Raw genomic sequence first — 18,833 nt, 5'->3', positions numbered from 1 at the left:
TCGTAGATTTGGCCGTTTTGGGCCTTCTGGTAGAAACGTCCGTTACTCTATGCGCCCCCTTCTGCTGGTTCTCGTTTCTCTTCTGTACGGTCTACCCCTGTCTGCGGCCGTTCGTTTACCCAAATTCTTTGCCGATCACATGGTGTTGCAGCGCCGGAAACCGGTTCCGGTCTGGGGCTGGGCCGATGCCGGTGAGCGGCTGACTGTCCGTTTCAATGGGCAATCCAAATCGGTAAAAGCAGGCAAAGATGGCCGCTGGCGTGTAGACCTCGACCCAATGGAGGCCGGAGGGCCTTTTGCCCTGACCGTACAGGCTAAGTCGGGGACAACCACCCTCGCCGACGTGCTGGTGGGCGAGGTCTGGATCTGCTCGGGGCAGTCGAATATGGAAATGAAAGTGAGTGGCTCGGCCAACGCGACCGAAGAAATCGCGCAGGCGAATCATCCGCGTATTCGTCATTTTGCCGTGCGTCGGGCTACGGCATTAGCCCCGCAAACGGATGTGGAAGGTACGTGGCAGGTGTGCAGCCCGGCTACGGTGGGTGGGTTTACGGCTGTGGGATACCAGTTTGCCGTTGCCCTCATGCAGCGGCTGAACGTGCCGATTGGCCTGATGCACACCTCGTGGGGTGGTACCCATTCGGAAACCTGGACAAGCCGCGAAGCCCTTGAATCGGACCCTGAACTGCAAAAAGCTGCGGCCCGGATTCCGGCCCCGAACGACACTATCCGGTCTATTCAGAACAAGCCGAACCTGTACGGCACGCTGTTGTACAATGCCATGCTGCACCCGCTCATTCCGATGGCTATGCAGGGGGTAATCTGGTACCAGGGTGAATCGAACGCGGGCCGGGCGTATCAGTACCGGACGGCCTTTCCGCTCATGATCGAAGACTGGCGCCGGCAGTGGAACCGCCAATTGCCGAGTGCGGGTGCGTTTCCGTTTCTGTTTGTACAACTGGCCAGTTTCAGTGCTAAAAACGGCGATAGCCAGACGGGTAGCACCTGGGCCGAACTCCGCGAAGCCCAGGCCATGACGCTTCGGCTCCCCAACACGGGTATGGCTGTGGCGTCCGACGTAGGCGAGTCGAAAGATATTCACCCCAAAGACAAGAAAACCGTTGGGTTGCGCCTGGCCGCTGAGGCTCTGCGCGTAGCGTACCCGACTGAGGGGGGCGGCTCCGACGCGTCGCGCGGGCCTATGTTTGAGCAGTTGAGTGTATCGGGCCGGGAGGCTGTAGTGAAGTTCCGGTACGTAGGTATGGGGTTGGTGGCCCGCGATAAATACGGCTACCTGACCGGTTTTGAGGTGGCTGGGGCTGACGGTAAATTCCATTACGCACAGGCTCGCATTACGGGCGATAGCGTGGTGGTTGTATCGCCCGAAGTAGCCGCGCCCGTAGCCGTGCGGTACGGGTGGGCCGACGATAACAAAGACGTGAATTTGTATAATCGGGAGGGCTTCCCGGCGGTGCCGTTCCGTACTGATACCTGGAAAGGCATTACGGAGCAGGCTCGTTTCTAACGTGCAAAGCCCCGGTAAGGTTGTAGCATCACATGTGATGCTACAACCTTACCGGGGCTTTGCGTTGGCTGATCTAACGGCTCGGCACGTGGCTGATTAAACGTGTTTCAGCAATTCATCGGGCGAAAGAGGCTGGGTAAACCGGTGCTTTACGGAGCCATCTTTGTCGATGAGCCAGCCGATGAAATCTTCGGACGGAATCAGATTGAAGCCTTCGGTATGCATCAGGTACCAGCGGTCGGGCTCGACGGTGGTAGAGGCAATGAGCACCACCACATCCAGATCGTGTTGGCTCAATTGGGCATCGGCCGCGTGGAGTTGTTCCTGCTGGTCGATGATATAATGCTGGGCGTCGTCGCGGCCGTAGAGGAGCAACACGCGCCGGTTGTTTTTCTTTTCGTCAAGTGTCGCTTTGAGCGACTTGTGTAAGTTGCCAATACTTTCCATATCCGTTGAGTGATTGTTGGAGTCATAACCAACCGGGCGGAGGATTGTTGTACGGCTTAGTTTGCGTCTTAGGGCAGTTCATTGATCGCCAACGAACTGCCCTAGGCGTTTCCTACAAATCTTCAGACCGCTCAAGCAGCAGAATCGACGACTGCGGAACAATCACGTATTTCTGCCCCTGATACTCCAGGTCGATGGCGTTGCGTTGCAAATAGATGGCCGTATCGCCCTCCTGCGCCTGTAAGGGCATATATTTTACTTTTTCTTCGGTTTCTTTCCACGGTTCGTCGTCAACAGGGGACGGAATCGGGTAGCCTGGCCCCACTTTGATCACGTAGCCGGTTTGTACCTGTTCTTTTTCCGTGACAGTAGGGGGGAGGTACAGTCCGCTGGCGGTGCGGTCGCTGGGGTCTTTGGGCTGAATCAGTACACGGTCGCCTACTACGAGCAGACGCTTCAGTTTGTTGTCGGGGGTTATGTTAATCATACGTGTCGGTAGTTTTTCTCTTTACGGTTTCCGTCGGTCAATCAAATTTGACAGGGCTGTAAGTAGCATTGCCGGCTGCTGCCAGCGCGTAAGCTGCAAATTTCGGGCACAACGAGGCCGGGTTGTCAAAATGTCAGCGTGAATTAGATTGGCTCACGGAACAGGGTCGTAGCCATGTCCGCCCCAGGGGTGGCACCGCCCGATGCGCTTGAGGCCCATCCACCCCCCGCGCAGGGCACCGTGTTTCTGAACGGCCTCAATCATGTACTGCGAACAGGTAGGCGTGTATCGGCAGGCATTGGGCAGGAAAGGCGAGATGGCCCCCTGATACAGTCGGACGAAAGCAATAACAACAGATTTCATACGTGCATAAACAATGAATACTGTACAATGTACAGTACACCTTTGATTCCGGGCCGGTTTTAGAGGCAACAGAGCCCCTAAACTCACTAAAATACGGGTAACCCGAAAGTTGGAACCAGAAACCCGAAACAAAAAACGCATTTCGGCTATCTTTGCCCGTTCTCAAAACCACAACGGCCCTGAAAACAATCCGTTATGCACAAATACATTGTCTGGGATGTTGATCCCGAAATTTTTTCAATTGGTCCCCTCTCCATTCGCTGGTATGGTTTGCTGTTCGCACTGGGTTTCCTCATCGGGATGCAGATCATGACCTACATCTACAAAAAAGAAGGCAAACCCGAAGAAGACACCGATACCCTGCTCATTTACATGGTGATCTCGACCGTGCTGGGCGCGCGGCTGGGGCATTTTATCTTCTACGAGCCCGAAGCCTTCATGCAGAACCCGTTTCAGGTCTTCATGCCGCCCTTTGCCGGTTTGGCCAGCCACGGGGCTACTATTGGTATTCTGCTGGCGCTCTGGCTGTATTCGCGCCGGGAGGGGAGCCGCAAAACGGGGCAAACATTCCTGTGGGTTACCGATCGGATTGTGATTACGGTGGCCCTCGGCGGAGCGTTTATCCGGTTGGGTAACCTGATGAACTCCGAAATTATTGGCCGCCAAACTGACCTGCCCTGGGGTTTTATTTTCATGAATGCCGATTACCGGGGCCTCACCGAGCCGTTTAAGGTGCCCCGCCATCCGGCTCAGTTGTACGAGTCGTTGTCGTGTTTTGTCCTGTTTTTCTTCCTGTTGTGGTTCTGGAACCGGCACAAAGAGAAAACCCCACGCGGCAGTATGCTCGGTATTTTCCTGATTTGGGTGTTTACCCTCCGGTTCCTGTACGAGTACGTGAAAGAAAATCAGGTAGCTTTTGAAGACACCCTGTTCCTCAACATGGGGCAAATTCTGAGTATTCCGGCCGTGTTGCTGGGGATTTACTTCCTGGTACGGAGTTTCCAGAACCGGTCCATGAGCGCTGGATGATAGAGGTCGGCCAACAACTCGGTTCGTTGGTGGGACATTCCTAACGATTAAAGTACAAAGCCCCGACACGTCAAACGTGTCGGGGCTTTGTGTTCGGGCTTATGGTTTGGGAAGGCGAAGTTGAAAGAAAACGCCAAAGTCAGTCGACATCGGAACCGTACGAATGCTTGTATTTAGGCCGATAAAACTTGATACCCTCTACAAAATCAAAATCTTTTTTGTTGAAGGTGAATAATTCCACTGGATAAGTCAGGGCCGTGGCGGCAATAATCATATCAGCAATGCCAGGGCGTTTTAGGTAGTGTTCCCAGGTAAGGTTTGATAGGTGTCGCGAAATTTCCGAATCCAGACCAATGATATTAAATCGGTTGATTGTTTCGGTTGTTTTACGCATCTCGCTGCGCTTCATACCTATATACATTTCGGCTTCTGGAATAACACTAATGCAAAGGCGATCAAATCCCAACTCATCTAGTTCCTGTAGCATTATTGGGACACCCCGGAAGTAGTCGAACAGAACGTTAGAGTCACACAGAATTAGCTTCGCTTTGACCATGCTTTTGCCCGAATAGTAGCTAATGTTCGTTCGTCGCTAGCCCAAATACCACCAAAAGCGGCTGGTGATTCATCGGGTTCGGCTTTACTCTTTCGTAAAAAAGGAATGGGCTTATCCTCTTCTGGTTCGGTCGGAATACCGTTCTGGGCCAGTAACTTTTTAGTCCGAATGAAATCTTTGTCGCTGACAGTCAGGGTCTTCATGGCTCTGTTATCGTTGCTGGGAAATGCTTTCTACAATAGTACAACAAAAAGTCCACTCGTTTTGCTCATGGGTAACTGATCCTAAGAGTATAGGTGCGTTGGAGTGATTTTCTGTTAACCAGAGTCCGCTTTACAAGCTCTATAAGCCTGTTTTAGCGTATGTGTCAAGGTACTTCTACCCCCTCAAAAAACTCGACTGCCGCAGGTAGCGAGGGTCGGGGGAGAAAATGAACAGGCACGAACCACCCTCTATCACTTTGATGATGGGCGTACTCATGTGGTTGGGTACGGCGGGGCATCCCTGACTCCAGCCGAGTCGGCCCGTATGCCGAATCGTGTCTTCGCTTACGTAGTCGGCTCCGTGAAACACAATTGTTCGTTCAAATGCATTGTTGTTGATGCCCGGCTCCAGCCCCTTTAGTTTGAGCGACAGGCCATGTTTGCCATGATAGGAGCCCATGGTTTTGTAAAAGCCAAGGCTCGACTGGTTCGACGAAATTTCGTTGGAAAACTGACGGGGCAGCCGGTCGCCGGAGTTGCGCCCGTGGGCTACGTACGTATTGAATAGTAATTTTTGCTTGGCTAAGTCAATCACGTACAGCCGTTTGTTGGTCGAGGGCTGACTCATGTCGGCAATGGAAATGACCGTAGGACGGGTCTCCATGTTGAGTAAACCGACCATCGCATACTCAAACGCGACCCGGGATAAGCCTACTTTCGACAATCGAAGCTGATCGTATAATTTCGACCACGAAGCCGTGCGCGGAGTCATGGGCTGACGTCCTAAAACGACGGTACTGCAGCAAAGAAGGGTTAGTAAAGCAATTCGTTTCATACGGTCGTTTGGCGGGTTACGGTTCCAAAACGGTTGGGCAAGATAACCAAAAAAGGCGTTCGCTCATATTGGCCAAACCCTTATTGAGTAAACGTGTTGTGTGGGTATGGAAACAAATCAGAACAACCCTTACAACCCCGCCGACGATGATAATCAGGGCGTGGTACAACTAATGGCGCAGGGCGAACAGGCTACGGCCGACGGTGCCGAGGAACAGGCTCCCTACATGAGTCCGACCGAAGCCGACGGTGCCGATAGCCCCGCCGAATAACGAGGAGGTCAGGGCGTTGTCGGTACGGGGGTGAGCGATGAACTCACCAACTGCCAGAGCCAGCGGCCTTTTACGTACACGTCGGTGTAAAGCACATAAACCGGCGTTGGTTGGTCTTTTTGGAGCAGAATCAGGCGAGCCTTGCCTGTTACCACGGCTGTGGTGCGGTACACGCGCACGGTGGCATCTTCGACCTCGATAGCGGTGTACCGAATGCGTGGCAGCGCGACGCTGTGGATAAAATCACGTTTCGACTCCGAAACACCGTCGGGGTGATGATACACCAAATCGGTGGCGAGCACCTTTTCCAGAAAAACGGTGTCGCGCCGGACCTGCGCGTCGAAACGTTGCTTAGTTAATTGCCGAATCTGCTCTTCCACTTTTGTCTGGGCTAAACCCGGCAGTGGCAACAGAGACAGGAAAACAAGCAGGCCGCGCAATAGAGTACGAGCGAGAGAGGTTTCGCCCGCTTGGTATCCCCAGGACCGTATCCCTGAAATCATGCCTTATTTGCCCGTAGTGGCTGTCGGTTTGTCCGACTCGGCAGCTCGGTGAATGGCTTTCCGAATCCGGGCATAGGTGCCGCAGCGACATAGGTTACCCTGCATGGCCGCGTCGATGTCGGCATCGGTTGGTTTGGGTTTGCTGTTGAGCAGAGCCACAGCGGTCATAATCTGGCCCGACTGGCAGTAGCCGCACTGAGGCACCTGCTCGTCGATCCAGGCTTGCTGAACCGGGTGGAGGTTGGTTTCGGTGCCGATGCCCTCGATGGTGGTAATTTTCTTGTTGGCCACCGCCGACACGGGCGTTACGCACGACCGAATCGGTGCGCCGTTGAGGTGAACCGTACAGGAGCCGCACTGGGCCATACCGCAGCCAAACTTAGTACCTTTGAGGCCCACTACGTCGCGAATCGCCCAAAGCAGGGGCATTTGGGGGTCGACGTTGAGCGAATGCTTTTTGCCGTTGATCGTAAGCGCGATAGTAGCCATTGGATTGTGCTGTTTTCTGTTGCGTAAAGTTTGCAAAAATGCCGTTTTGAAGCAAAAAACTATTTCATCATGAACGAAGCATCGACTGTTGTCAAGCAGAATACCCATCGTCATCGGTTCGAATTAGACACCGACGGGCACCTGTCTATAGTGGAATACCAGATGGTCGACGATGAGACGATGGCTCTCACCCATACCGAAGTACATCCCGAACTGGAGGGAAAAGGCATTGGCTCCCGGCTGGTGCTGGGCACGCTTGAGTATGCCGAGCGTAACAATCTGCACATTGTGCCGCTATGCCCGTTTGTGGCGGCTTACATCAAGCGCCATCCCGAATGGAACCGGATTGTCTCGAAAACGTACCCGGCCAGTAGTTTCGGCGGAGGGGAGGAGTAAAACGTCAGTACTGGACATTCGGACATTAGATATTGGACATTAGACATTAGACTTTCTACAGAATGGTAGTAAGTCTAATGTTTAACGTCTGGTGTCCAGTATGCAGGAGTAAACCCATTCCTTCAGCCTCCGGGTCGGTTGCGCCAGATAAAGCCGTCGAGTACGTAGTGGGTCGATTGGGGGAGCGACAGCAGAGGCACCAGCCAGGCAAGCCAGACATCGGTCTGAACGGGAGGGAGTTGCCCAAACAAACCGAATACCGAAGGGTGTTCGTGCCAGACAAGCCCATCCCAAAGGCCTTCTTCCAGATAGGCCAACAGAACCAGTACGCTCAGAAAAAATACGATTCCGTACGAACGCAGCAGCGAGGCCCACACGCCCCGGCTGGGCCGGGAGGTAGCCCAAATCAGGGCGATGTACGGGATGCCGTGGGCCACTACGTTGAGCATGGTAAAGGCCACATCGCCATTGAAGAGTACAATACCGGCGTACCACGATAGCACTGTGCCCGCCACCAGCAGATTGCGGGGCCAATTGATCCACCGCCGGGTCTGGTACAGCCGTACCTCTTTGGCCACATACAATAGCAGCAACCCGACATAAAGTGCCGTCAGAACCGTGCGAATGCCCGTTTGTGGGGATGCCGTCTGCCAGAAATCACCATCGACAAACCAATTGAAATGGCGGCCGGGCGTCAGGTGCCACCAAAGCAGCGGGTAGAGCGTGGCCGTGTAAATGACTACGGTATCGAGTTGGCGATAGGGGCGGGGCGCGGTTTCGGTGCGGGCATAGAGTCGTAGAAACCCGTACTGCTGACGCACAAAATGAAACACCGCCAGATACGCCAACACGCGCCAGAACCACCCGGCATCGAGGCTGTACAACCCAACGCCCACGGCGTAGCACAGCAGCGGAATGGTTAGAAATAACCGGCGCCGGGGCCGAAACCGGGCCGGGTCAAAGTACGTCCGAAAGAGGGTACTGTACACATGAGCCACGTCGATCAGCAGTACCAGACTCACCCAGGCAATCACGGGCATCTCATCGGTACTGCGGAAGCGTTCGGGCAACAACAGCACCACTGCCAATGCCGCAAATGGGGGCAGCAGAATAAACAGGCCGTCGAATCGGGGCGACTTGATCCAGGGTTGTGTCACGGCGGTAGCGGTTAAAGCGAACCCGGTTGTCGGTTAGCCAGCAGGGCTTCGGCGGCCCGGATACCCCCGTAAAAGGCTTCCTCAAAAATGGATATACCACTGTAGTCGGTGTGGGCAACGTAAATAGAGTGGCCAACGGATTGGTGTTGCGCCGTACGATCACTATGCCAGAGTGCCCCCACCGACGGGGCGGCCATGCCGTGACCCCACACCCAAATATCGATTTCCTGCACGTGCTGACTAATGCTGGGGTGAGCGGTTTCGAGTTCGGTCAGAATTTCGGTGATCCATTGGTCGCGGGTGGTGCCGTAGGCGCGCTGTCGGGCGTTGGCAACCTGGGTGGGCGTATGACTCGTAAGGGGCTTGTAGTACGTGATTACCCGCTGCGGGCTATCGTGCAGGTGCTGGTGGTTGGCCGAAATATAACCGACCGAATCGTTGCCGTACACCACGTTGTCCCAGCAGAGGGGTACACCAGGCCCCTGCGGCAACGCATCGACGGTGAGGTTGGCAACCACCCAGGGCGTATGGGCCAACGGTTGGGGTGCGGCAGCCGGTGCCGCTTTGCCCAGCAGTCGACGGGCGATGAATGCGGGCGTAGCCAAAATAGCCGTTTGAGCGTTGATGGCTACGGTTTGGTTGCGGCCAAGGTCGCGGGCCAGCACCCGAACCCCCGTTTCGGTTTGTTCGAGCGAAAAAACCAGGGTGTTGGTGCGGGTGGGTGTTTCGGCCTGTTGCCGCAACCGGTCGGCCAGAAACGCGTTGCCTTCGGGCCAGGTCATCACGGCCGAGCCCGGCGCGTTGGCAGCCCGCCCTTTGCGCCCGGCGAAATAATGCAGCCCCGCCCAGGCAGACGTTTGATCGAGCGTAATACCGTAATCGTCCTGACAGCAGTAGTTCAGGTACCAGCGCAGGTAAGGTGAGGTAAACCCTTTCTGGGTTAGGTAATCGGCAAATGATTGCTTATCCAGGTTCCGAAAACGGGCATCGGCCGATGAGCGGTCGAGCGGAATGGCGAAGGCGTCGCGGCCGTCGGTGCCCACAGCTTGCCGGAGGGTCTCGATCTCGGCAAAGAACCGCCGAATCTGGTCACGGTCGGGGGTGGGGACACCAATTTCGGGTACCAGCCCCTCCTGCCAATGCCCGTTGATAAACAGGCGCTCTTCGGGGTCGTGACAAAGGTGGTATTCGTTGTAGATAGGGAGCCCGGCTTCGTTGTATCCGGTGATGCTCCCGGCCTCCGCCAGAAAGTCGAGCAGTTCGCGGTTGCGGATGTCTGGAATGGGCAGATAATGCGCACCCCACGGGTAGGCCGACACGCTGTTTTGGCCCGACGTTGAGTTGCCGCCCGTTTTTTCTTCCAGTTCGAGCAGCAGTACATCCGTCATGCCAGCTTTGGCCAGCCACCGCCGTGCCGACAGGCCGGCAATGCCCCCACCCACAATCACTACTTCTGCCGAAAGCGTTTCGGCCGGGGCGGTATGCGCCAGGGTGGGCAAAGGCCCCCGCAACCAGTGCCCTGCCTGGTGGTTTGGCCCCAGGTTTCGGCCGGGTATGGCCTGCGCTGTGCGGCAACCCGGCAGTAGCGGAGCCGTGGCCAGAGCGGCTACGCCAAGGGCGGTTTGGGTCAGAAAGGTTCGGCGGGTTGCTTTCATGGTACGGCGCTCCATTCGTCTTCAAAATACTGCACCAAAGCCTGATTGTTGAGTCGGTTGACCTCGGTCGTCACCTCGGCCATGTCGGGGGCAAAGGTGGTCATGTCGCGCAGGGTGAGTGGGCTTACGTACCGCAGACCGGTGGGGAGGTTCAGCCGGTTGGGCTCGGGCCAGCCAGTGCGCTCGGTCGTGCGGCCAGCCAGCACGTAGCCCCACTCGCCAAAAGACGGCACGTGCACGTGGTAGGGGAAGGTACGCAGGCCCACCGCTTGCAGCGTATGGGCAATGCACCAGAACGCCCGCCGGGCCACGTAGGGCGAGGTCGATTGCACCACCACGACACCCCCCGGTGCCAGTACCCGGTCGAGTTCGCGGTAGAAAGCGGTGCTGTACAGCTTGCCAATGGAGTAGTTGGAGGGATCGGGGAAATCGACCACCACCACATCGTAACGGGCGGTGTCCTGCCGAATCCAGGTGTAGGCATCGGCATTGACCACGTCGACCTTGGACGACAGCAACGACCGCTTATTTAGCTTCAGCAGGAGTTCGTTCTGCCGGAACAGTTGCGTCATGCCGGGGTCCAGATCAACCAGCCGAATGGTCCGCAGAGCCGGGTATTTGAGCAACTCCCGTACGGCGAGTCCGTCGCCCCCACCCAGCACCAGCACCCGCCGGGCGCGCGGGTTGGCCTGCATGGCCGGGTGCACCAGAGCCTCGTGATAGCGGTACTCGTCGGCCGAGCTGAACTGAAGATTGCCGTTGAGGTACAGGCGCATTTCGCGGGCGTTGCTGGTGAGTACAATGCGCTGGTACGGTGTTGATTGGCTATAGATCACCTTGTCCTGCAAGGCCACACTTTCGGTGTAGGTCATCACTCGTTCGGCCAGGGCAAAGCCCGCGAGCAGGCCCAGTATCGTGAAGCCAATCAGCACGCCCTGCGCTGTGCGGTAGGGGCGCGTTTGCGGGAATTTGTACAGGACAAAAGCGGCCACCAGTACATTGAGCAGGCCAAAAAACAGGGCCGTGCGAATAAGACCAAGCTGCGGCACCAGCACCAGCGGAAAAATAACCGACGCCAGCAAGGCCCCAATGTAATCGACGGTGAACACCCGCGACACCAGATCTTTAAACGAAAGCTGATGCTCCAGAATCCGCATCAGCAACGGAATTTCGAGCCCCACCAGAATACCCGTGAGGCCCACCAGCCCGTACAGCACCACCCGGAACGAGGCCACGTATTCGAACAGCACAAACAACAGCGGGGCGCTAAACCCGCCGACGATGCCCACCAGAATTTCGATTCGGATAAACCAGCGCAGCAAATCACCGTCGAGGTATTTCGATAGCCACGAGCCGATACCCATAGCAAATAGATAGGCCCCGATGATGGTCGAAAACTGCGTGACCGAATCGCCCAGAAGATAACTGGCGAGGGTACCCGCAATGAGTTCGTAAATAAGTCCGCAGGTGGCAATCACAAACACCGACAGGAGCAGCAGAACCTGAAACGAATTGAGCGATTCGCCTTCAGGCCGGTGCGATTTCCGGTCGGTCAGGGTGCCGGTGGCAGGGGCCGCCAACGGGTCGGTGGGTTCGTCAGCCATGAATAGCCGAACTGATAATGATCGACAGGGCAATCATAAACGCAGCCGCCAGAATAGCCAGTGCCACGTTTTGCTCATCGACAATCTTTTTCCAGAGGTTTTCCGGGGCAATTTTTTCAATAGTCACGAAGCAAATGACCAGAATCACGATACCCACCAGCGAGTAAACAATCGAAGCAATGATGTATTTGTATTCCATACAATTGGAGAGTTAAAACAATGAACAGGTATCAACGAACAACGAACAGTGAACAACGAGCAGTGAACAATGGATAATGAAGAATGAACAACGAACAACAGGCGATTGCCAATAAGCTTCTCTTTTCTCCTTCCTCCCTTTCCTCCCTTCTCCTTATTTATGATAAAACCCGCTGCGACCTCCCCGGTAGCCGCGCCCCACCGATCGGTGAAAACCCTGCTTGTCGTCACGTTTCTCGACACTGTCGAGGTCGTCGCCGATGAGCCAGGTACCTGTCAGGCCCGCCCAGGCGAATCCGCCGAGCAAAAGCGCAATCAGGAAAACATAGACCTTGATAGTCGAAAGGTTTTTGAGCATGGGAGTAGGTGGGTTTATTCGGTTCCTTCATCCGCAAAGTCGCTGTTTTGCCAGCGGTTACTTTCCAGAATCTGCTTTTTGAACAAGAGATAAATTGGATAAATAAGCAGGAGTGTCAACAGAATCAGCAGGTTACTGAAAATCGTTGGGTTTTGGGTCACCCGGAGCGAGCCCCGCACGCTTGGTTTCCCCTGTGAGATAGGGTAGAGGTTCAGGTGGTACCGCCCCGACGGAATCCGCGACAGTTCGGCTTCGTCGACGGCCCCACCCTCCGACCAGCTTTCGCCCCCATCTACGCCGTGATAATACTCCAGCACCTTGGTAAACTCGTACGATTGGCCCGTTTGCTCGTTCACTAAGCTCATCGGCAACTCTACCCATTGATTGTCGATGTCGGCCGACACCCGAATTTCGAGGGCCGCCGGGCCGTTGATGCTAAACGAAGGCGAGATGACCGGCTTGAACAGGCCGTTGCTCACGTTGGTAGCGCCGGTATCGAGCTCGGTGCTGTAGGTGGTATCGAGCACAAACTGACGGGGTTTTACAATCGTCAGCAGAAGTTGCAGGCTGAACAAAATAACCAGTGCTACGCCCGTAAATGATAATACCCCCTGCCATTTTTCGGGGCTGATGGCGGGCTGGGCGGCACCTGTCCCTTGTGGTTTGGGGAGGTCGGAGGGGCTTAGGCCAAAGGCGTTGGCGATCTCCTGCCGGGTTTTATAGATGCCCTTGTACCAATCGGTGCGGGTAGCGGCCACTTCGGCCACAAGGGTGTAGGGCGGGTTGATGTACTCCGACACGCGCATCCGGTCGTCGTCGAGCACGTTCCAGTCAAACTCACCGATGGCCAGCAGGGTCTGGGGTTCGTAGCGGTTGTAGAGCCGGTATTGCCGTTCTTCGGTATCGACGTAGTAGGCGTTGCCCCCTTTGCCGTACTCGTTGTATTTGGCTTTGGTGGGTACAATGTATGTCCAATGCCCTTCGTACTCGGCCAGTTGGGTGTACACGCCATCGGCCCGGAAAAGCACGTACTCGACCCAGTTATAAGGCTTGCCCCGTTCTTTTCGGTGCATGTAGCCCACCACCCGATGAAATTGCCCCTCCATAAAGCCCTCTGTGCCAACCGGCAGTACCGGCTTAGTTTGATTATCGAACTGCGTCAGACGCCGGGGCAGGCTTTCGGTTTCGTATTTGAAAAAGGTTTGGCAATTAGGGCAACCATAAAATGAACTACCCGTTACGTCATAGTACGTAATGGTGTGTTTGCAGTGCGGGCACTGAAGCGTTGCCGATGCGGGCTGTGAGTCGGAGGGGAGAGCGTCGGTCATCGGGTCAGTTCGTGGCGGGTTTGTTCGGTAGCGTCGAAATGGCCCAGCGTACGCGCGTAGAACAGCCGCACCTTGGCCTCGTTATTGCGCTGAAAGTTAGACAAAAACACGTCAAAAGTGGCCACGCCGAATTCAGGCCAGGTATGAATCGATACGTGCGATTCGGTAAGGCAAACGACGGCCGTAAACCCGCCATTCGGGAAAGCATGGTAGGTTTCGCCTACTTTGGCGAGGCCCAGCTCGTCGATGAGCGCGTCGAACAGGGCCCGGCAACCGTCGGGGTCGGTCAGGTGCGTTTGTGGAGCCGTAAATGTGGCCAGTATATGCAGGCCGGGGGTGTAGGTAGTCATGGGTTCTGACCAACGGTATCTGGCTGATGGTCAGCCCGACAAAACTATCCGTTTTAGGCGCGTTTACAAATGGGTTTTTGTCTGAATGGTTTGAAGGTCAAATGAATGGGTTTTTGGCTCTATTTTTGTGTAGGCACATACCCAAAGCTTCGGTTGGGTGGATGTTCACTCGGCAGGATTCTGGTAAACTTATGCCCTGTACGGCATAGAAAGTACCGCCTTTTTTTTTAGTTTTGCTCTATTGTAATAGACACAGGCCTTATGAAATTTATTGTCTCCTCCTCGGTTCTGCTTAAGAATCTTTCCAATATAAACGGGGTTGTCGCGTCGAACCCTATTGTGCCCATTTTAGAGAATTTCCTCTTTAAAATCGAGGACGGGACACTGACCGTTACGGCTTCAGATCTCCAGACGACCATGACCACCCAAATCCCGGTTGATGCGACGGAGAATGGGGCGATTGCGATTCCGGCCAAGTTGTTGCTCGACACGTTGCGGAGCCTCCCCGAGCAACCCGTCACGTTCCAGATCGACACCGAGACATTTGGTACCCAGATTCTGACGGATAACGGCCGTTACAAACTCTCCGGCGAAAACCCGATTGATTTCCCCAAAATCCCGGCGGTTAACAAAAATCTGTCGGTCGAATTGTCGTCCGATGCCCTGCTCGATGCGATCAACAATACCGTTTTTGCCACCAGCACCGACGATCTGCGCCCGGCCATGACGGGGGTGTACCTGAACCTGAGCGACGATAAGGCTACGTTTGTGGCTACCGACGGGCACCGCCTGATCCGGTACCGCCGGACCGACATTTCGGGCTCGGCCAATACGTCGCTTATCGTGCCCCGGAAAGCCCTCCAGCTCCTCAAAGCGTCGTTGCCCGAGGGGGTCGATGTACGGGCTGAGTTCAGCCAGGCCAACGCATCGTTCTCGTTTAGCTCTACGCAGCTGATCTGCCGCCTGATCGATGAGCGTTTCCCGGACTACGAAAACGCCATCCCGACTAATAACACGAACGTCATGACGATTGGCCGTACCGATCTGCTCAATTCGCTCAAGCGGATTATGATCTACGCCAACCGCACAACGCACCAGATTCGGCTGTCGCTGAAAGACAACAAGCTTACCATTTCGGCCGAAGACCTCGACTACTCGAACGAGGCCAACGAGATTCTTTTGTGCGATTACGAAGGGGTGCCGATGGAGATTGGTTTCAATGCCAAGTTGCTCGTAGAGATGCTCGGTAACCTGAACGCCAAGATGATTTCGCTCGAAATGTCGGCTCCCAACCGGGCGGGTCTTATCATTCCGGCCGATAAAGAAGAAAACGAAGAACTGCTGATGCTGGTGATGCCAGTGATGCTGAATACGTACGCTTAACTAATGCGTAATGCATAATGCGAAATGATGAATGGGCTGGCGCCAGATAAACTACTGCGCACCAGCCCATTCATCATTTCGCATTCCTTTCTTATGTCGACTCAATCTACCCAGGTAACCTCTGGCCCGGCCAAGCGTGGCCCGGCTCTCGCGTTTATTTTTATCACCCTTCTGATCGACGTGACGGGGTTAGGTATCATTATTCCGGTGGTGCCTAAGCTGATTGAGCAACTCATACAGGGCGATTTGAGCCAGGCGGCCCGGTACGGTGGCTGGCTGACGTTTGCGTACGCTGGTATGCAGTTTATGTTTGCCCCCGTACTGGGTGGGCTCAGCGACCGGTACGGCCGCCGACCGGTGCTGTTGTTCTCCCTGTTTGGGTTCGGGCTCGACTACGTTCTGACGGGATTTGCTCCCAGTATCGAGTGGCTCTTTCTGGGGCGTTTACTGGCGGGCGTTACCGGGGCCAGCTTTACTACAGCGAGTGCGTACATTGCCGACATCAGTACCCCCGAAAAACGGGCGCAGAACTTTGGGCTTGTAGGGGCCGCGTTTGGCGTTGGCTTTATTCTTGGTCCCGCCCTGGGTGGTACGCTGGCGCAGTTTGGCCCGCGAACGCCGTTTTTTGTGGCTGCTGGTCTCTCGTTTGTCAATTTCCTGTACGGTCTGTTTGTCTTGCCCGAATCGCTCGCTCCCGAAAACCGCCGTCCGTTCGACTGGCGACGGGCCAACCCCGTAGGCTCTCTGCTCCGGCTGTGTCATTACCCGGTTATTCTGGGTCTGGTAGCCTCGCTCGTGCTCATCTACATTGCTGGCTTTTCGGTACAGGGCACCTGGACATTTTACACCATGGAAAAGTTTGGCTGGGACGAGGAAATTGTTGGCTGGTCGCTGGCGATGATCGGCTTGTGCTTTGCCATTGTACAGGGTGGCCTTACCCGGATTATTATCCCGAAATTGGGGCAACAGCGGTCGGTGTATGTGGGTTTGCTATTTTCGGCCGTAGGCTTTGCGCTTTTCGCCCTGGCCAGTCAGAGCTGGATGATGTTTGCGTTCATGGGGGTTTACGCCCTCGGCGGCATTGCCGGACCATCCATTCAAGGCATTATATCGACGCAGGTGCCCGCCAATGAACAGGGCGAAGTGCAGGGTGCCCTGACAAGCCTGGCCAGCACCACGTCCATTTTTGGGCCGGTTATTATGACCAATCTGTTTTCGTACTTCACCAGTACGGGCGCGCCGGTGTATTTTCCGGGTGCCCCGTACGTGCTCAGCGCCGTGCTGACCGTGATAAGTGCCGTGCTGGCCTGGCGCGGTTTTCGTAAGCCCAAACTGGTAAGTACTCAGACTGAATTGAATGTATAATGAACAATGTAAAATGCATAATTGAATGACCTACTCACAGCCAGTCACTTCATTATGCATTTTACATGGTTCATTCACTTAGTTTAAGGCCGTAAGGGCGGCATTGACGTTGATGCGGCCCCAGCCAAAATTGCTGCTTCGGTTGGGGTAGTTGCTGGCCGACCGGGTCAGGCGGTCCAGAACCTGGGTGCGGGTCGCGGTTGGGTTTTGCGACCAAACCAAGGCCGCCATGCCCGCCGTGGTGGCCGTAGCGACCGATGAGCCTCCTACCGTTGAGGGTGGGTTGCCACTCATAGCCAGAGTCGGGATGTGCCGACCATTGGCGGCTTTTTCCATGACCACCACAAAGTCAATTTCGGCTCCCTCGTGGCAGGTTTCGCAGCGTCGGGTCAGGTTGTCCTGAATGCCCGTAATCGCCTGAACTTCTGACATGCTGGCGGGGAAGATGACCCCTGTCCAGCCCGCCGACCAGCCAAACGAGGTACCTCCCGCGCAAAACATGAGCTTCCCTTTGTTGAAAGCGTACCGAATGGCGTCGGCCACCTGTGAGTTATACAGAATGGTACCCAGCGACATACTCGTGATTTTGATGTCGTCGCGGTTACCGGCCAGAATGTATGCATCGGCAACGCCCTTCATCTCGCGCGATTCGTCCAGAAAAACATCGGTAGCGGCCCGAACGCTCACCAGACTGGCATTGTAAGCAACACCCATGGCGGCACCGTCGGTACCGCGTGGCGCTAGCATAGCCCCCGCCATCGCGGTGCCATGACCACAGCCATCGGCAGGCGTTTCGGCCGACGACCAGAACCAGGCTTTGGGCAGCGTAACCCGTTTTTCGATGGTGCGCCCGGTTGAACTTCCCTGGTTGAACGCACTGCCGAGATTGTCCTGAGTGTCGCTGATACCGGTATCGATAAGCAAAATTTTGGTGCCTGCTCCGGTGCTCCGGCTCCAGGCGTCGCGGATGCCGTGGTAGGGGTGGTTCCAGGGCGACTTGGTGCCTGGGGTGAGGGTTGTATAGTCGGCCCCTTCGGTGAGGGGAATATCGGCAATGTTGGAACCACATCCGCTACTCGAAGCCGTTTTGGCACGGGTGTCGCTTTGGCCGGGCTGATAGCCCATCGGCTCCACATACCGTACCAGCCCCGACGCTCGCAGCTGCTGAATAGTCTCCAGACGTTTCACTCGCAGATCGAGTACGGGCAGAGTTTCTTCTGAAAACGCCACCAGATCAGTTGCTTTCAGAGTTGGGTCGGTTTGCTGCTCAGTTCGCAGCACCAGATCGAGCAGTTGCTGCCGGGCTTGTTGCCAGGGACCATCCTGAATGTCGATCGTGTGGATGGTCTCTCGTAAATCTGCCGATAAACCGGCGGGTTTGTAGCCCACCGACACTACCCCGTCGGACTGCCGCAGGGCGCTCCAAACCAGTTCGTCGGATGCCATTGCCCACCGGAAATCACCTTTCTGTTGCAGCGTTGTTCGGATGAAAGCGTCAATTTCGGTGTTGGTCCGAAGGGTGGCCGGGGCCGTCTGAATGTCGGTATTTACCTGGCAACTCTGTGCCATGAGCGCTACCAGCAGCGCAGTTCCGTAAAGTTTGTTGTGCATAACCAAAGGAAAGAGTTAGGCCACCAAAATACAGAACTATGGTATTAATCAAATTAATTTTTGTTTTCTGGTTAGACAAATGTTCGATTTCTTATGTATCTACATCCGAAACGCCAGCGAAAATTTGATCTTTAGCTCATCTTCTACGGGCACCATCATCAGGCTGGGCTTCTCAATCTGGTGATCGGTGAGCTTGGTTACGAATGAACCTTCGTACACCGTCACACCTCCGCTTTCTTTCCGGACAACGGGTACCGTCACCGCTCTGGTGACGCCATGAAAGGTGAGCCTACCGGTTACGGTCAGTTTGCCCGAGCCGTCGTCCTGAACCTGTTGACTGGCAAAGGTCACGTTGGGGTACTTAATGCCCTCCAGTACTTCGATGGCGTGCGAGTCGCGGTTGGCGTTCTGACTGTCGAACGAGGCCACCTTGGCCACAATGGCCACGGTTTCCACCTTTTTCGATTCATCGTCGTACACAATTGCGCCGTTTACATCGCGGCAAACGCCCTCCCAGGTATGCATGGGGTGCCGCATGGCGTAGGTGATTGTCGACGCTTTTTTGTCGGCCATCAGTTTGCGTTTGGCGACGTGGTGCGCGCCTTCAGTGCTGGTTGGCCGGGTTGGGGTATCGGGCGAAACGAAACTAAAGAGCGCAAGAAAACCGCCTGACAGGAGCAGGGCTCTGCCGGTTTGAGAGAGGTTCATGACTGAGTTGAT

At 55.4% G+C, this 18,833-nt stretch carries 23 protein-coding genes; 6 read left to right on the top strand and 17 right to left on the bottom strand.

What is annotated here, in order from left to right:
* Positions 1-49 precede the first annotated feature (49 nt).
* Positions 50-1,525 carry a sialate O-acetylesterase gene (locus RUDLU_RS0108465; protein WP_019987939.1) on the top strand — a complete coding sequence of 492 codons (1,476 nt, stop codon included), beginning with the start codon at positions 50-52 and terminating at the stop codon, positions 1,523-1,525.
* A 96-nt stretch (positions 1,526-1,621) separates the two neighbouring features.
* Here the strand turns inward: RUDLU_RS0108465 and RUDLU_RS0108460 are convergent, their stop codons facing one another.
* The 3 genes from RUDLU_RS0108460 to yidD all read right to left on the bottom strand — a co-directional run bounded on the left by RUDLU_RS0108460 (position 1,622) and on the right by yidD (position 2,822).
* Positions 1,622-1,972, bottom strand: coding sequence for a DUF4174 domain-containing protein (locus RUDLU_RS0108460; protein WP_019987938.1), 351 nt, complete (start codon positions 1,970-1,972; stop codon positions 1,622-1,624).
* A 112-nt stretch (positions 1,973-2,084) separates the two neighbouring features.
* A complete protein-coding gene (locus RUDLU_RS0108455; RefSeq protein ID WP_019987937.1) occupies positions 2,085-2,459 on the bottom strand; it encodes a co-chaperone GroES in 375 nt (124 codons plus the stop codon).
* 153 nt (positions 2,460-2,612) lie between these two features.
* Positions 2,613-2,822 (bottom strand): membrane protein insertion efficiency factor YidD, encoded by a 210-nt coding sequence (yidD, locus tag RUDLU_RS30140; RefSeq protein WP_211220202.1) that lies wholly within the window; start codon positions 2,820-2,822, stop codon positions 2,613-2,615.
* A 195-nt stretch (positions 2,823-3,017) separates the two neighbouring features.
* Between yidD and lgt the strand changes: the two genes are divergently transcribed.
* Positions 3,018-3,851 (top strand): prolipoprotein diacylglyceryl transferase, encoded by an 834-nt coding sequence (gene lgt / locus RUDLU_RS0108450; RefSeq protein ID WP_019987936.1) that lies wholly within the window; start codon positions 3,018-3,020, stop codon positions 3,849-3,851.
* A 139-nt stretch (positions 3,852-3,990) separates the two neighbouring features.
* On the opposite strand, the gene RUDLU_RS27160 is transcribed toward lgt, so the two are convergent.
* The 3 genes from RUDLU_RS27160 to RUDLU_RS0108435 all read right to left on the bottom strand — a co-directional run bounded on the left by RUDLU_RS27160 (position 3,991) and on the right by RUDLU_RS0108435 (position 5,445).
* A complete protein-coding gene (locus RUDLU_RS27160; protein WP_083940541.1) occupies positions 3,991-4,407 on the bottom strand; it encodes a type II toxin-antitoxin system VapC family toxin in 417 nt (138 codons plus the stop codon).
* Complete coding sequence (locus RUDLU_RS0108440; protein WP_019987934.1) at positions 4,389-4,610, bottom strand: hypothetical protein; 222 nt, start codon at positions 4,608-4,610, stop codon at positions 4,389-4,391. Before RUDLU_RS0108440 ends, RUDLU_RS27160 begins: the two co-directional genes overlap by 19 nt.
* A gap of 175 nt (positions 4,611-4,785) precedes the next feature.
* Entirely contained in the window at positions 4,786-5,445 is a 660-nt protein-coding gene (locus RUDLU_RS0108435; RefSeq protein WP_027302886.1) for a murein L,D-transpeptidase catalytic domain family protein, read from the bottom strand.
* A 106-nt stretch (positions 5,446-5,551) separates the two neighbouring features.
* On the opposite strand from RUDLU_RS0108435, the gene RUDLU_RS29650 reads away from it, so the two are divergent.
* Positions 5,552-5,716: a hypothetical protein gene (locus tag RUDLU_RS29650; RefSeq protein WP_019987932.1), complete on the top strand. Its 165-nt coding sequence runs from the start codon at positions 5,552-5,554 to the stop codon at positions 5,714-5,716.
* A gap of 8 nt (positions 5,717-5,724) precedes the next feature.
* Here RUDLU_RS29650 and RUDLU_RS27155 read toward each other — a convergent pair whose 3' ends face one another.
* Together RUDLU_RS27155 and RUDLU_RS0108420 are read right to left on the bottom strand one after the other, a co-directional pair.
* Positions 5,725-6,219, bottom strand: coding sequence for a nuclear transport factor 2 family protein (locus tag RUDLU_RS27155; RefSeq protein WP_083940540.1), 495 nt, complete (start codon positions 6,217-6,219; stop codon positions 5,725-5,727).
* A gap of 3 nt (positions 6,220-6,222) precedes the next feature.
* Positions 6,223-6,708 carry a (2Fe-2S)-binding protein gene (locus RUDLU_RS0108420; RefSeq protein ID WP_019987930.1) on the bottom strand — a complete coding sequence of 162 codons (486 nt, stop codon included), beginning with the start codon at positions 6,706-6,708 and terminating at the stop codon, positions 6,223-6,225.
* Positions 6,709-6,777: 69 nt separating this feature from the next.
* On the opposite strand from RUDLU_RS0108420, the gene RUDLU_RS0108415 reads away from it, so the two are divergent.
* The gene (locus tag RUDLU_RS0108415) at positions 6,778-7,104 is read left to right on the top strand and encodes a GNAT family N-acetyltransferase (protein ID WP_019987929.1); all 327 of its coding nucleotides are present in this window, start codon (positions 6,778-6,780) and stop codon (positions 7,102-7,104) included.
* Positions 7,105-7,226: 122 nt separating this feature from the next.
* Here the strand turns inward: RUDLU_RS0108415 and RUDLU_RS0108410 are convergent, their stop codons facing one another.
* The 7 genes from RUDLU_RS0108410 to RUDLU_RS27150 form a co-directional block, all read right to left on the bottom strand.
* Positions 7,227-8,261: a hypothetical protein gene (locus RUDLU_RS0108410; protein ID WP_019987928.1), complete on the bottom strand. Its 1,035-nt coding sequence runs from the start codon at positions 8,259-8,261 to the stop codon at positions 7,227-7,229.
* An 11-nt stretch (positions 8,262-8,272) separates the two neighbouring features.
* Complete coding sequence (locus RUDLU_RS0108405; RefSeq protein WP_245581642.1) at positions 8,273-9,916, bottom strand: FAD-dependent oxidoreductase; 1,644 nt, start codon at positions 9,914-9,916, stop codon at positions 8,273-8,275.
* A complete protein-coding gene (locus RUDLU_RS0108400; RefSeq protein ID WP_019987926.1) occupies positions 9,913-11,520 on the bottom strand; it encodes a polyamine aminopropyltransferase in 1,608 nt (535 codons plus the stop codon). Before RUDLU_RS0108400 ends, RUDLU_RS0108405 begins: the two co-directional genes overlap by 4 nt.
* On the bottom strand, positions 11,513-11,719 hold the full coding sequence (locus tag RUDLU_RS0108395; RefSeq protein ID WP_019987925.1) for a DUF350 domain-containing protein: 207 nt from the start codon (positions 11,717-11,719) through the stop codon (positions 11,513-11,515). The genes RUDLU_RS0108400 and RUDLU_RS0108395 overlap by 8 nt, the downstream gene beginning before the upstream one ends.
* Positions 11,720-11,872: 153 nt before the next feature.
* Positions 11,873-12,076 (bottom strand): hypothetical protein, encoded by a 204-nt coding sequence (locus RUDLU_RS0108390; protein WP_019987924.1) that lies wholly within the window; start codon positions 12,074-12,076, stop codon positions 11,873-11,875.
* A 14-nt stretch (positions 12,077-12,090) separates the two neighbouring features.
* Positions 12,091-13,404, bottom strand: a complete 1,314-nt coding sequence (locus RUDLU_RS0108385) for a DUF4178 domain-containing protein (RefSeq protein WP_019987923.1) — start codon at positions 13,402-13,404, stop codon at positions 12,091-12,093.
* Complete coding sequence (locus RUDLU_RS27150) at positions 13,401-13,754, bottom strand: S-adenosylmethionine decarboxylase family protein (protein WP_019987922.1); 354 nt, start codon at positions 13,752-13,754, stop codon at positions 13,401-13,403. The genes RUDLU_RS0108385 and RUDLU_RS27150 overlap by 4 nt, the downstream gene beginning before the upstream one ends.
* 261 nt (positions 13,755-14,015) lie before the next feature.
* Between RUDLU_RS27150 and dnaN the strand changes: the two genes are divergently transcribed.
* Positions 14,016-15,137: a DNA polymerase III subunit beta gene (dnaN, locus tag RUDLU_RS0108375; protein WP_027302885.1), complete on the top strand. Its 1,122-nt coding sequence runs from the start codon at positions 14,016-14,018 to the stop codon at positions 15,135-15,137.
* A 93-nt stretch (positions 15,138-15,230) separates the two neighbouring features.
* Positions 15,231-16,502: a TCR/Tet family MFS transporter gene (locus RUDLU_RS0108370; protein WP_044130105.1), complete on the top strand. Its 1,272-nt coding sequence runs from the start codon at positions 15,231-15,233 to the stop codon at positions 16,500-16,502.
* A 78-nt stretch (positions 16,503-16,580) separates the two neighbouring features.
* On the opposite strand, the gene RUDLU_RS0108365 is transcribed toward RUDLU_RS0108370, so the two are convergent.
* A complete protein-coding gene (locus tag RUDLU_RS0108365) occupies positions 16,581-18,113 on the bottom strand; it encodes a S8 family peptidase (protein WP_019987919.1) in 1,533 nt (510 codons plus the stop codon).
* A 99-nt stretch (positions 18,114-18,212) separates the two neighbouring features.
* Positions 18,213-18,821: a YceI family protein gene (locus RUDLU_RS0108360; protein WP_019987918.1), complete on the bottom strand. Its 609-nt coding sequence runs from the start codon at positions 18,819-18,821 to the stop codon at positions 18,213-18,215.
* Between the last annotated feature and the right edge of the window lie 12 nt (positions 18,822-18,833).

The sequence above is a fragment of the Rudanella lutea DSM 19387 genome (assembly GCF_000383955.1).
GTDB classification, from domain to species: domain Bacteria; phylum Bacteroidota; class Bacteroidia; order Cytophagales; family Spirosomataceae; genus Rudanella; species Rudanella lutea.
This window is presented reverse-complemented; position numbering and strand designations above follow the sequence as displayed.